9 protein-coding genes, 3 pseudogenes and 1 riboswitch are annotated in these 14145 nt (G+C 36.8%); of the genes and pseudogenes, 9 read left to right on the top strand and 3 right to left on the bottom strand.

Going from position 1 to position 14145, the window contains the following annotated elements; all coding sequences use genetic code 11:
• Positions 1-30: 30 nt before the first annotated feature.
• Positions 31-756, bottom strand: a complete 726-nt coding sequence (locus MHB44_RS14025) for a MerR family transcriptional regulator (RefSeq protein ID WP_341299662.1) — start codon at positions 754-756, stop codon at positions 31-33.
• 116 nt (positions 757-872) lie between these two features.
• Positions 873-2210, bottom strand: coding sequence for an amino acid permease (locus tag MHB44_RS14020; RefSeq protein ID WP_341299661.1), 1338 nt, complete (start codon positions 2208-2210; stop codon positions 873-875).
• A 153-nt stretch (positions 2211-2363) separates the two neighbouring features.
• Positions 2364-2440, bottom strand: a riboswitch (glycine riboswitch).
• Positions 2441-2713: 273 nt separating this feature from the next.
• Here MHB44_RS14020 and MHB44_RS14015 point away from each other — a divergent pair.
• Positions 2714-3628: a tetratricopeptide repeat protein gene (locus MHB44_RS14015; RefSeq protein WP_341299660.1), complete on the top strand. Its 915-nt coding sequence runs from the start codon at positions 2714-2716 to the stop codon at positions 3626-3628.
• A gap of 96 nt (positions 3629-3724) precedes the next feature.
• Here the strand turns inward: MHB44_RS14015 and MHB44_RS14010 are convergent, their stop codons facing one another.
• Positions 3725-4111, bottom strand: coding sequence for a rhodanese-like domain-containing protein (locus tag MHB44_RS14010; RefSeq protein WP_341299659.1), 387 nt, complete (start codon positions 4109-4111; stop codon positions 3725-3727).
• 170 nt (positions 4112-4281) lie between these two features.
• On the opposite strand from MHB44_RS14010, the gene MHB44_RS14005 reads away from it, so the two are divergent.
• The 8 genes and pseudogenes from MHB44_RS14005 to MHB44_RS13970 all read left to right on the top strand — a co-directional run bounded on the left by MHB44_RS14005 (position 4282) and on the right by MHB44_RS13970 (position 14132).
• Positions 4282-5112: a biotin/lipoate A/B protein ligase family protein gene (locus MHB44_RS14005; RefSeq protein WP_341299658.1), complete on the top strand. Its 831-nt coding sequence runs from the start codon at positions 4282-4284 to the stop codon at positions 5110-5112.
• Positions 5113-5298: 186 nt separating this feature from the next.
• Positions 5299-6096, top strand: a pseudogene (locus MHB44_RS14000) (ribonucleotide reductase N-terminal alpha domain-containing protein); the annotation flags it as partial.
• A gap of 92 nt (positions 6097-6188) precedes the next feature.
• Positions 6189-7070, top strand: coding sequence for a DUF559 domain-containing protein (locus MHB44_RS13995; protein ID WP_053994414.1), 882 nt, complete (start codon positions 6189-6191; stop codon positions 7068-7070).
• Positions 7071-7299: 229 nt separating this feature from the next.
• Positions 7300-7953 (top strand): annotated as a pseudogene (locus MHB44_RS13990) (hypothetical protein); the annotation flags it as partial.
• Between the two features lie 244 nt (positions 7954-8197).
• A pseudogene (locus tag MHB44_RS13985) lies at positions 8198-9325 on the top strand (ribonucleotide-diphosphate reductase subunit alpha); the annotation flags it as partial.
• 148 nt (positions 9326-9473) lie between these two features.
• Entirely contained in the window at positions 9474-10313 is an 840-nt protein-coding gene (locus MHB44_RS13980; protein WP_341299657.1) for a TnsA endonuclease N-terminal domain-containing protein, read from the top strand.
• Positions 10310-12466, top strand: a complete 2157-nt coding sequence (locus tag MHB44_RS13975) for a Mu transposase C-terminal domain-containing protein (protein WP_341299656.1) — start codon at positions 10310-10312, stop codon at positions 12464-12466. The genes MHB44_RS13980 and MHB44_RS13975 overlap by 4 nt, the downstream gene beginning before the upstream one ends.
• Complete coding sequence (locus MHB44_RS13970) at positions 12441-14132, top strand: ATP-binding protein (RefSeq protein ID WP_341299655.1); 1692 nt, start codon at positions 12441-12443, stop codon at positions 14130-14132. The genes MHB44_RS13975 and MHB44_RS13970 overlap by 26 nt, the downstream gene beginning before the upstream one ends.
• Positions 14133-14145: the final 13 nt, after the last annotated feature.

Raw genomic sequence — 14145 nt, 5'->3', positions numbered from 1 at the left:
TGGATTATGCACATGGCATTCTTGTGTTAGTTAGATATGTGACATGGCTTCTTGAATATACAAATAAAGCTCTTTATCTACGTCGTGTTGCAATGGACTGTTTGGATTTTCTGCATAGAAACGCTCAGCAGATTCGATAATGGCTTGATCCCCCGCCACAAATTGATTGGTTAGCGCTTGCCATTGGCTCGCTAATTGTAGGACCTTTTGATTATTTGTCGGTGTATTTTTGGCTAACTCTGCTCGTATATTCGTAATTAATTGTAGCCATTCGCTATCAATTTGTTGCTTTTCCTCGTCACTAAATTGCTGTGTTTGCTGCTTCATCTTTTCTAACTGCTCTTTTGTAAAATATTTTTCAATCATATTCGTCACCTCGATGATTTTCATAAATTGATTTACACAGACATCTTTTTGCGCCTGGAGTAATTCCTGGATTGTTTCTAGTTTTAGAAACAATTCTTCTTGTAGCGCCATTTGCTTTTTTACACTCGCTAATTGCATATTGATAATTTGCAGATGGTTCAGACTCTTATTTTCAAGCAGCTCCTTAATTTCCTCTAACGAAAATCCTAGCTGTTTTAGTGAGATAATTTGTTGAAGCCTTACGATATCTTTTGCTGTATACAATCTATGATCTTTAGCGGAAAGCTGTGATGGCGATAAGAGTCCTATTTGATCGTAATGATGCAATGCCCTTACGGTAAGGCCTGTGAGCTTAGCTAATTCTCCTATTTTCCATGTTTGTTGTTCCATAATCCTCCCTTATTTCGTACGAAGTTTTTTGTCGACATCATTAGTGTAATTCATAACGTAACGTTAGGTGCAAGCCTGTTTTTTTCGATTTTGAGTAAGTGCAAGTCTGCATTACGTTAAAGTCCTCTTTTTGTTCGATAAACAATAAATAGGATGAGAAACCATATAGGTGTTAATAATAACGCTGTACGTGTTGCTTCAGAAATCAACATTATTATTAATAGAAATGCAAAGAATGCAAGAATGACATAGTTGATAAAGGGTGTGAATGGTGCTTTAAAGCTGGATGCTTTATGGAGGGCACGATTTTTTCGTTGATAAATAAGATGACAAATAATAATGATGCTCCATACCCAGATAAAGCAGATGGCACTAATGGTTGTGACAAGGTTAAAAGCATTTTCGGGCATCAGCTTACTTAAGAGCGCACCGACTGAAACAACAATGGCTGAAACAACCAGTGCATGACTTGGTACGCTACTTTTATTGAGCTTTGCAAATGCTGGAGCGGCTTGTTGATTGCGGCCAAGATTGTAAAGCATACGACTAGTAGAAAATAAACCGCTATTTCCTGCTGAAGCTGCAGATGTTAGCACAACAAAATTAATAATGCCCGCAGCAATTGGAATACCCGCTAATGTAAATACTTGGACAAAGGGACTGCTTGCGGCAGACATTTCATACCATGGATTAATACATAAAATGACAAATAGTGCTCCTACATAAAAGAGCAAAATACGAAATGGAATTTTATTAATGGCAGATGGAATATTTTTTTGAGGATTGGCTGTTTCCGCAGCTGAAACACCCACTAATTCCACACCCACAAAGGCAAAAACGACCATTTGAAAGGCCATTAAAAAACCATATATCCCATTTGGGAACATGCCGTTATGTATCCAAAGATTTTCGATGGAAACAGGTCCAGCACTTGTTTGAAAGCCTGCTACGAGCATGATAAGTCCAATAATAATGAGGGCAACAATAGTTATTACCTTAATAAGGGCAAACCAAAATTCCAACTCCCCAAAAAGCTTTACCGTTAATAAATTCAGGGCTAATAATAATACTAAACACCCAATAGCTGGCACCCACTGTGGAATAGCAAACCAATACTTTGTGTAAACGCCCACCGCTATAATATCCGCCATAGCTGTCATAATCCAGCAGAACCAGTATGTCCAGCCTGTGATATATCCCGCCCAAGGTCCTATGTATTCAGCAGCAAAATCTGTAAAGGATGTATAGCCTGTATTGGATAATAGCAGCTCTCCTAATGCCCGCATGACAAAAAATAATGCTGTGCCGACGATTAAATAGGCAAGGATGATTGATGGGCCTGCGAGAGCAATAGCCTTTCCAGCGCCTAAAAATAGGCCTGTGCCAATAGTTCCACCAATAGCAATAAGCTGTACATGGCGATTTTTTAAATCTCGTTTTAATTGTTGTTCCACATAAATCCTCCTCAAAACTATAGCTGAAAAATAAAAAGAGACTAGTAGGACACTAGTCTCGAAAAAAACATTAGAATTATAAATACCATTTTTTCTTGGATATTCCATCAAATAATTGCTTTATATTTGTATGACATCACTGTAAAAAGTGGATATTACTCCTCTGTCCTTTTGCCTGAGATAGTGAACCCTTCGGCGACGCAAACTGCGCTCTCTCCAGAACTGCTCCTGCTATAGTTTGATCCATAGCATTCCTCGCTTATTATTTTAAGATATTATCCATCCTAGCAGTGTGATGAATTTTATTCAAGGCTCAATTTTGGCTACGTGCAGGAATTAAGAAAAATATGCGTCATGCTGGTAAATCTCTAACGAAAAATAGTATTTTTAGACATACAAAAAATTACCCATACGACGATCAATGCTAAGATAGAATGTAAATAATCTTGCATGCACAATAAAGCTCCTTTTGGAATTGGTATAATATGTAATGGGGTGACGAGTTGAAGAAAATCAGGGAAGCAGCAAAGCGATTAGCAATAGATGGGGAGCATGAGCAAGTCCAGTCCATACTATTGGCGAGTTTGTCTCAAGAAAAAACGATTATAGCCTATCATAATTTGGCTGATTTATTGAAAGAAGATGAGCGATTTAACGAGGCGCTCTATTATGCGAGGAAGGCGGTGGCTATGCAACCTCAGACCTATTATCCTTATGCACTACTTGGTGAATTATATATGCAAGCAGGACAAATTGAAGAGGCACAGCAATGGTTAGAATATGCCTATACGTTATATGAGTCCCCAGTGGTAGCGCATAATTTAGCCTATATTTATAAGAGGCAGCGAAGGTTGAGTGAAGCCGCCTCCTATTTTATTCGTTCTTATGAAACGGAAGATTATGGACTCCAGTATGCTGTGGAATGCTTTATTTTAGCAGATGATCTTGCCAATGCTCAGCAATGGGTGGAGGTGATCAAGCATGATAAGGAGCGGTTTATCGGTGCAGTTGAACTTGCAGAATTATACGCACGACTAGGTCAATATGCCGAGGCTGCAAAATGGTATCGAGAAGGCTATGACTCTTATGCACATTGTGGTGAGTGGATAGAGGATTATGTCTGGGTTCTGCATCAGCTTGAGGATAAAGAACAAATAAATGCGGTTCGCACGGCTTTTATAGAGGAGATGAATGCTGAATTAGCCAACCTTTCTGAAGAAGCGCAGGCATATGAATGGACAGCAGAGGAGATTCAAGAAGAGGAATGTAGACTAAAGGCAAGCATCGAGCGAGTGAAAGTGGCTCATTTGCAGGTGGGGATTGTGAGTGAGAGTAGACCATATATTGCCTCGCGTTGCTTTACCTTTTTCTGTCCCATGCATGATCAGGGTTTTGGTGAACAGGAAGTAGATGTGTAGGAATTTGCAATAGATATAATATAGTAGAAACACTAAAAAATTTTATAAAAGAAGCCGTCTCATAGTTCTTTGAGACGACTTTTTTTCATGAGAGCATTAATATTTTTTTGCTTTTATTTTACCTGTCCAAGTTTTGAAGCCACCTTGAAGTTGGTAAATTTGGTTGTACCCACGTTTTTTAAGAAATAGTGCAGCACGTGAGCTACGGCCTGTATTTTGACAGTATAGATATACTGGTAAATCTGGGCGAATTTCTCTATAACGTTGACGTAGTGCTGTGGAAGGAACATTGCGTGCGCCAAGAATATGACCAGCATCAAATTCTTTTTGTTCACGCACATCGATGAGCTGTGCTTTCCGATAGCCTTCTATAAATTGTTCTTGTGTGAGGTTGGTTACGGCTTTTTTGAGTCGTAGTGCATTAATACCGATATATGCAATTAAGACTACTAAAACGACACCAACTGTGATCAGTATGTCCAAGATTTTCTTACCCCTTTCTATCTTCTTTATTATTATAAAAGATGCGCTAGCGATAGTCCAATGAGTTTGATAAAATTAACTAGGTTGTGGCAGATTTAGTAGCGCTACAAAAAGTATATACGTAAGATAAATGCCTAAAGTATTATTTTATATTTGTAGGAGATGAAAAGATGACAACTTGGTATTTTTTAAATTCAGGGAAATGTAGTCCTTCTTTTAATATGGCCCTAGATGAGGCACTGCTTGATTGGCATAGTGAGGGATTAATTCCACCAGTGATTCGTTTTTATGAGTGGGAGCCTGCAACATTGTCCATTGGTTATTTTCAACAAGCCAAAAGAGATATTAATTTAGAGGCTGTTCGTGAGCAAGGCTTAGGCTTTGTACGACGTCCAACAGGTGGACGTGCTGTTTTACATGAACATGAGCTTACATACAGCGTTATTGTGACGGAAAGCTATCCGAATATGCCAGAGTCTGTCACAGAGGCATATCGTGTGCTAAGTGAGGGAATCTTGCAAGGTTTTCATAACTTAGGGATGGATGCCTATTTTAGTGTACCCGATACAGAGGAACAAAGAGCCGACTTAAAGAGTCCAAAAAGCGCAGTATGTTTTGATGCACCAAGCTGGTATGAATTAGTGGTTGAAGGGAAAAAAGTAGCAGGAAGTGCACAAACACGTCAAAAAGGTGTTATTTTGCAGCATGGTGCTATTTTATTAGATCTCGATCAAGAGAAACTATTATCGGTCTTTAATTTTTCAAGTGAGCAAGCGAAGGATCGTATGCGTAGAAAGCTACCTGAAAAGGCAGTGGCGATTAATAGTCTTGTCAAAGAGCCTGTAATGATTGAACAATGTGTCACAGCTTTTCGGGATGGCTTTGCAAAATCGTTGCAAATTGACTTAAAACCATATACACTTTCTGAGGAGCAATTAGCCTATGTGCGTGCATTAGAAGAAAAAAAATATGCATGTGATGAGTGGAATTTTAAGAAGTAAAAAATATTTTTTCGCACGTAAGTCTAGTTGTAACAAGTAGTTCTAAGTCTATGAAAAAAAGCAAGAGTTGAATTAAAAAACTATATATAGTATCTTTTTTAAGAACAAATACACAATATGTAGTGTTTAGAAACACACAATATTGTGTATTTATTTTGTAACAAAGAAAACAAGGGAGGCAAAACGATGGTACTCATAAATCATCACCCCGAAGTAAACAATCCATTTGAACAGTTAAACAAAGATATTGAACAATTCCCGCAGGTGCACCCAGTAACGCCCGACATGCAGATTACGCATAAAGGTGTATCGAGACTTGTGATGATTGATCGCTATTCATTTAAAGACACGGAAAAGAAAACACTCAAAGCTGGTGATTTTGTTGTTTTAACAGTCAAAGCTGATCCAAAATTCCCTGCACGTGGTTTAGGGACAATTCAAAAGCTGGACATGTCTACAAAGACGGCAGAAATTTTGATCGAGGAAGATTATCGTAGCGCTTTAGATGATCCAAAAGAGCAAGAAACGGGTATGATTACGCGTTCAATTGACGTGATAGAAAAGCCTCTTGAAATTTTTTATGAGCAAATTGCTAAACGAAATGCAACAGGGCTTGCTGCTGTTGAAAAAACACCAGAAAAACGCCAAGAATGGTTTGAAAAATTTTATAAGCAATTAGTATCCTTAAAATTTGTTCCCGCAGGACGTGTTATTTATGGAGCGGGCTCTGAGACAGAAGTAACTTTCTTCAACTGTTACGTAATGCCGTTTGTGGCTGACTCACGTGAAGGCATTAGTGATCACCGCAAGCAAGTAATGGAAATTATGAGCCGTGGTGGTGGTGTTGGCACAAATGGTTCAACATTGCGCCCACGCAACACATTAGCACGCGGTGTCAACGGCAAATCCTCTGGCTCTGTTTCATGGCTGGATGATATTGCTAAACTAACACATCTTGTCGAACAAGGAGGTTCGCGCAGAGGTATCATTATCTGAGTGCTTCTGCGTAAACAAACCTCGTGAATTGCTGGAAACTCTTTAACGGAAATATTGTCACTTTGAATGAGGTGGGAAATATGGAAGTTTATAATGCAAAACAACCGCAAACTTGTTTACTATGTGGATTTACAATTGTTCATAATAAACAAGGTTGGTTTACGATTCATTTGAAAAAAGAACATAATTTAACATTAGACAATTATTTATTATCTTATTTTTATCCAATAGAAATGATTACATGCCAATATCCCCTATGCAATAAAGTAGTGAAGCTAAGACGTGGGATTCCTAATCAATTTTGTAGTAAAAGTTGTGGAGGAAAGGGAGACCCATTGAAATGTGCAATTTGCGGTAAGCTATTTGATGCAAAACATCGCCAAACAAAAACTTGTAGTAAAAAATGTGCAAGCAAGCTTAGATCTAACAATACAAGTAAGTGGCATCAAGAAATGCCTAATGAATTGAAAAAGTTCCATTTTGAAAAAATCATTTCAAAAACAGCGAAAACTCGAAAATTAAATAGAACACCTTCATGGAATAGTGGTAAGACAGGGATTTATAGTAAAGAAACAATTGAGAAAATTCGACAAGCGGCTTTAAAACAATTGGAAAGAGAAACATTTAGGAAGACGAGCATTGAAAAAATTGTCGAAGATTTCTTAGTTGGAGAAGTAATTCCTTATCAATATTCATTTATATTGGCAGGCGCCCAATTTGATTTTCGATTAGTGGGAACAAATATTTTAATTGAATGTGATGGAGATTTTTGGCATGGGAATCCCAAGTTTTATTCCACTTTCTATGATGTTCAAAAGAGGATTATGGCAAGGGATATTGAGAAAAATCAAATTGCGGAAAGACATGGTTTTATATTACTCCGTTTCTGGGAAGATGAGATAAAAAATAATTTTGAAAATGTTAAACAACGCATTATAAATGCACTGCTAGCTACAACGTAACTGGAAACGGTAAGCGTGAATGCTTGAAAATAGCAGTGGGATAAAGACAATCAGCAGCCAAGTCTCTTTCTATAGAGAAAGGTTCAACGACCATCGAAAACACGCCATATAAGCGGAAGTGAGTAGAGTAGGGGTGAAGCCACTCCGAAGTGCGAGGGCACCTATAAAGGTGTAAGATATGGTCTCAGCTTCTATGGTGACATAGAGAGTGGGTGTAGCGAACCCGCGTAAGAAATTGGCACAAATGATAATGTTGGCAGATTGGCATCCTGATATAGTGGAATTTATTATTTCAAAAATGCAAAATCCACGTATTCTGCGATACCTGATTGAAAATACAACAGACGAAACGATTATTCGTCTAGCGAAAGAAAAATTAAACTTTAAGCCATTAACAACGCAAGAGGAAGCGATGTATCAAGGCATTGTGAACTATAAAAATATTGAAGGCTTAGGTGGATTTGATACAGCGATTATTCGCGAAGCTGAAAATAAATTGCGTGATGGCGGAACATATATGGTTCATAATCCAGAGTTTTTAACAGGCGCAAATATCTCTGTAACGTTAACAAAAGAGTTTATGGAGGCTGTTGAGAATGATGCTGACTTTGAACTCCGTTTCCCAGCAGTTGAAGAATATACAAAAGAAGAAATGGATCGTTATAATACAGAATGGCATAAAATTGGCGATGTGCGTGAATGGGAGAAAATGGGCTATAAGGTACGCACATACCGTACAATTAAAGCACAAGAGTTATGGAATTTAATTAATGTTTGTGCAACATACTCTGCAGAGCCAGGCATTTTCTTCATTGATAATGCGAACGATATGACCAATGCGAAAGCCTATGGCCAAAGTGTAGTAGCGACAAATCCGTGTGGTGGACTTCGCCTCACGTTAAAAATTGCGGGATAAAGCGGGAAGGCTGTGATGCTAATCCGAACCGAAGGCTAATGGTAAAACGTTAGTCAGGGGCAACGCATACCCAGTGATCCTACAATGTAGACTATAATTTGGGCACGAGACCGCAACATTACAAAAATAGGTAATGAAAATGTATGCTGAACTTACAGGAACTGAACTGTAAGAACTAAAGGATAAAAAGCCTTTAGGATAACAATATTTGGAACAACCACTTGCACCATATTCCGTGTGTAATTTAGCGGCAGTCAATCTTGCACAGTTTGCTAATAAAGACAATCAAACAGTTGATTATGAAGCGTTACGTGAAACAGTTCGCGTGGGTGTTCGTATGCAAGACAATGTAATTGATGCAACACCTTATTTCTTAGAAGAAAATCGTGTACAAGCGCTTGGTGAGCGTCGTGTTGGCTTAGGGGTAATGGGCTTGGCAGATTTACTTATTTATTGTGAACAAGAATATGGCTCAGAGGAAGGCAATGCATTAGTAGATGACATCTTTAAAACCATTGCTGAAACGGCGTATGAGGCGTCTACAGAGCTTGCCAAGGAACGCGGCAGCTTCCCATTCCTAGTTGGTGCGACAGACGAAGAAACGGCTCGTTTACGCAAAGCCTTTACAGAAACAGGCTTTATGCAAAAAATGCCTGCTCACATCAAAGAGCAAATTTTAGCCACAGGTATTCGTAATTCACATCTATTAACGGTTGCGCCAACCGGTTCAACAGGCACTATGGTAGGTGTAGCAACAGGACTTGAGCCATACTTCTCCTTCACGTACTACCGTTCTGGTCGTCTAGGGAAATTTATTGAAGTAAAAGCTGAAATTGTCCAAGAATATTTAGACCGTCATCCAGAAGCAAACGAGCAGGAGCTTCCTGAATGGTTTGTGACTGCGATGGACCTAAAACCAGAGGCACATGCGGATGTACAATGTATTATTCAAAAATGGATTGATTCCTCTATTTCAAAAACAGTAAACGCACCAAAAGGTTATACCGTACAACAGGTTGAAAAGGTTTATGAGCGACTCTATAAAGGTGGCGCTAAAGGTGGCACGGTTTATGTAGATGGTAGCCGTGATTCACAAGTCCTTACCCTAAAGGCAGAAGAAAATGATATGGATCAGCTATCGTTTGAAGAGGAATTAGTGGAGGAGCATACAAAACGTCCAGTTGTATTAGTCGATACGATTCAAGCCTTAGCATCTACGACAGTTATTGGCTCAGATGTAGGAAATACATGTCCAGTATGTCGTAAAGGAACGGTTGAAGAAATGGGCGGCTGTAATACATGTACAAACTGTGGTGCACAGTTAAAATGCGGCCTGTAAAATAAGATTGTAGATTTGAAATGTAGAATTGAAATAAAGTCGTACCGTTTATAAAAAAGATGTACCGTTTAAAATAAAGTTATACTGTTTGTAAAAAAGTTGCACCGTTTTACCCCTTTAGATTATAGTTGTCTAAAGGGGTGTTTTTATGTCAAAAAGAACGAGAACATCTAAAGTTGAAAAGTGGATTAAGGAAGGTCGAGGTTCGGGTATTGGAGAAGACTATAAGCCATGGCTAAACATTCAGGACGTCTCCTCATTAGGAAGATCCACCCGTCTTAGAGGAATTAAAACAAAACGACAGCATGAATTTTTATCAGATTTGGAACGAAACTACTTTTATTTAACTGAATATTCGGATTTTGTTGTTGATATTCGAGAACAATTTCCCTTATTGCCGTTGGAAGAAACGATTGTCATTGCAGATGAATTAGGTCTTAAACATCCTATAGACCCTAAAACGAATGAGCCAGTTGTGATGACAACGGATTTTTTATTAACAGTGGATAAAGGAGAAGGGTTAGTAGAGCTTGCTCGGACTATAAAAATGAAGGACGAGCTTTTAAAAGAGCGAGTTATTGAGAAGTTTGAAGTTGAGCGAGTGTATTGGGAGCGACGCAACATTGATTGGGGTATTGTGACAGAACTTGAGATTCCTAAAGAGATGGCTAGAAACATTAGTTATATTCATGACTATTACGATATTCAACAATATGATGCCTTCCAAAAATTAAGTTCTCAGCATATGGAGGATTTAGCAATGGCATTGTTACAGAGAATATTAAGTAAAGGTGAAAGCATTCGAGAAGTGACAAATCTATTTGCTAAAGAAACACATATGCCATTAGGGAGTGGTATGACGCTATTTTATTACTTATTGGCGCAGAAAATTATTCGGGTAGATATGCTAGAGCCATTAAATGTGGAACAACCTATTGTTATCCAGTCAATTGATGAAAGCAAATTGAAGAAGGTGAATTATGGATGATTTATATTAATCAAGTGCTTCAATCTGTAAAAGATTCAAAACGTATTCGTATTATTGAAATTGAGGAATCTTATGTCTATATCGTCAATATTGATTCCAATACATCTATGCCTAAAAAAGAACTCTATTCATCGTTAGTAATGGATATAGAGCAAAAAGAATGCCTTATAATTGCTGATCCGTTTGCACGTGCTGTCGCTGAAGATGAATTGAGTGAGGTCCAGATTCAGAAGAGAGATGCAGATTGGGAAATCATTCAAACATATTGTCTAGAGCATATGAACAGTTTATTGAAGAAGAACGGTAGAGAAATACAAATAAAAGAGATAGCTGAAGCATTGAATGTTACCCCAACAAAGGTCAAAAAATTACTTAGTCGCTATTGGCAACGTGGGATGAACAAAAATGCTATGTTACCCGATTATGCAAATTCAGGTGGTCGTGGAAAGACGAAAACACTAAGAGATGATAAAGTAGGTCGTCCACGTAGAGTAACAGTAAATGGTGAATATCGAAGTGGCATCAATATAACCGATGAAGTTAAGACACAATTTGAACATGCAATTAATAAATACTACCGAAAGACAAATAACTATTCACTAAAAGATGTCTATCACTTTATTCTTCGAGATTTTTACTCAGATCGTTATAAAGAAAATGGAAAGGTTCAATATCGTATATGGGAATCAAATCGTATTCCCTCTTACCATCAGTTTTATTACTGGTTCAAGAAATTAGAGGACCCAAAGAAGGATATTGAATTCCGTAAAAGTGCGAAAGAATATGAATTAAAGCATCGTCCAATTTTAAGTAACTCAAAAGTAGAAACGAACGGACCTGGAACACGCTTTCAAGTTGATGCGACAATCGCAGATATTTATTTAGTTAGCTCTTTTGATGTGAATCTAATTTTTGGTAGACCTGTCATTTATGCAATTGTTGATGTGTATTCACGTATCGTTACAGGGATTTATGTAGGCTTAGAAGGTCCTTCATGGCTCGGGGCGATGATGGCTTTAGATAATATGGTTGCCAATAAAGTTGAATTTTGTAAGGAATATGATATCGACATTACAGAAGAACAATGGCCGACACATCATTTGCCTGAGATCATTATCGCAGACCGAGGCGAGTTTGAAGGCTATGCAGTAGAAGGACTTATTAATAATTTAAATATCAAGATTGAAAATACAACAGCGTACCGAGGCGATTTAAAAGGTATTGTAGAGCGTAAATTCCGCACAATTAATGGCAAAGTAAAGCAAAAAGCCCCTGGAGCCATTCAAAAAGAATATCGAGAGCGTGGGGACAGAGATTACAGGCTAGATGCAACACTTAATTTAAAAGAATTTACAGCATTAATTCTTACAATGGTGCTACATCATAATAATAAAATCATTGATAAATATCCAATGGAAAAAGAAATGATTGCAGAAAGTGTAATACCAACACCTATTAATCTATGGAACTGGGGTATTCAAAATCGCAAAGGTCGCCTGCGCACAGTAGATAGAAATATCTTTCGTTTAAATGTGTTACCACGTGGCAAAGCGACGATTTCAAGAGCAGGCATTATATTCGAAAATTTACCGTATGGCTCAAAGCGAGCGATTGAAGAACAATGGTATGCCAAGCTGAAAAATAAAAGTATTGACATCGTTTATGATCCTCGCCATGTAGATAAAATTTATATCCCAAATGATAACGGGACTGATTTTGAATCGTGTATTTTGTTAGAGTCAAGTCAGCAATACAAAATGGACTTTTTAGAAGAAGTTATTTTTCTACATCAACTAAGAAAAGAGTTAGAGGAAGAAGAACGTTCAAAGCAAGTACAATTTATGATTAATACAGATACGATGATGGATCAAATTATTAAGGCAGCAGAGCAAAAAAAGAAAAACGCAATACATCAACCAACGAGCAAAAAGGAAAAATTAGCTGCAATTAGAGAAAATAAAGCGAATGAAAAACAAATGAATCGCGAGAAAGAGAAGTTTGATTTATCACCTTCTATAACTGAACAAGACGCAGAGATTATAGATTTTACATCTAAAAAAAAATCAGAAGAACAACCAGAAAAAAAATCGTCTTCAAGCCTTATGGAAAAATTAAAGCAAAAGCGAGATGAGAAATATGGTAAAAACAAATGATGAGATTGTTCTAAAAGGAGAAATAGAGCAAGCAGTTTATAAAACACAACCTCTTGTTGAGTATGAAAATAATCCATTTATTGAAGCTTTGCCCACCATTTTTACCGAAGATGATATATTAGAGCATTTTATGGTTACTCCTAGAATTAGTCAGCAAGATAAACAAAGTGAAGCGAATATTCGTTATCATGTCTTGAAACGAATAAAAAACTTTATTCAGCCATTACCCGTACATTTTGAGCTTGAACGTCGATTATCAACTTTGATTAGAAGAGGTTATTTGGCTCGTAATCCCTTAGATAAAACATTTTTACAACGAATACGATTACTTCATGAATTAAGAGAAGATGAGAAACAAGCTCATAAATATATAGATGACCGTTTAAATTATATTCGTTCAACAGCTGACAGCCTTTCAATCATTGGAATATCTGGAATTGGAAAAACGACTGCAATAGAAAGATTGTTACTAATGTATCCTCAAGTAATAAAACATGAATCTTATAAAGCACAAATGTTTAACCGAACTCAAATTACGTGGCTTAAAATAGATTGTCCCTATGATGGTAGTTTATCAACATTGTGCAAAAGTTTTTTTAAAGCTATTGATGATTTGTTAGGTACACATTATTTAGAGAAATTTGGATATTTTAATAGGATTACATCTACAATGCTATTGTATATGACTTCTTTGGCAAGTTTATACGGGATTGGTATTTTAGTAATTGATGAAATTCAGCACCTTGCAAATTCTAAAAATGAACATGAAGAAATGTTAAACTTTTTTGTCACTTTATCAAACACAGTAGGAATACCTACCGTATTGATAGGAACATCAAAAGCCCAACAACTTTTTAAGGGGAATTTTAGACAAGCACGCAGAGCAGCTAGTGATGGTTCAATTTTTTGGGATCGAATGGCTGAAGATAGTGAAGAGTGGGAGTTTTTCTTGGAGACACTTTGGAATATACAGTGTTTAAAAGAGTATACAGAGTTAACTGATGAACTTAAAAAGACATTTTATGAGGAATGTCAAGGTATTACGGCAGTAGCAGTAAATTTATTTATACTTACCCAAGAACGTATTTTATTCGGTGATGATAATTCACAGGAAAAAATTACTTCTAAAGTTTTGAAACAAACTGCGAAAGAAGATTTAAAAATAATTCAACCAATGTTAACAGCAATACGTAAGAATGACTTTAAAGCTATGTACAAGTATGAAGATTTAATGATTAATCTTGATGATCTTATGATAAATCATAAGAAAGGAGCTGAATATGAAGGAAATATCAAAAGTGCAATGAGAGACCGCTTAAATTCCATAGAATATTTGCGTAAAGACAAAATTGAAAGTATAAGAATCGAATTAACGGCATTAGGAATATTTAATGCACTAAATATCAAAGAGATTAAAAAAATTGTTGAAAATGTAGTAAATGAAAATCCTATTGACTTAATTGAAAGTGAATTAAAAAGAATTGCAATACAAAAAGCTATGGACATGAATCAAATAAGACTTAATAAAGAAGAGGTAAAGGAAAAAAATATAAGTGATATGTCGTTAGTAAATATTCGATTAAAGGCGTTAAAAAATAAAATTCATCCTTATGAAGAATTAAAAAAGAACGCATTTATCTGTAGTCCTTTGAATGAATTTTATTGATTTTTGATAAAGG

This window comes from Lysinibacillus sp. FSL H8-0500, from assembly GCF_038051955.1.
GTDB classification, from domain to species: Bacteria; Bacillota; Bacilli; order Bacillales_A; family Planococcaceae; genus Lysinibacillus; species Lysinibacillus macroides.
This window is presented reverse-complemented; position numbering and strand designations above follow the sequence as displayed.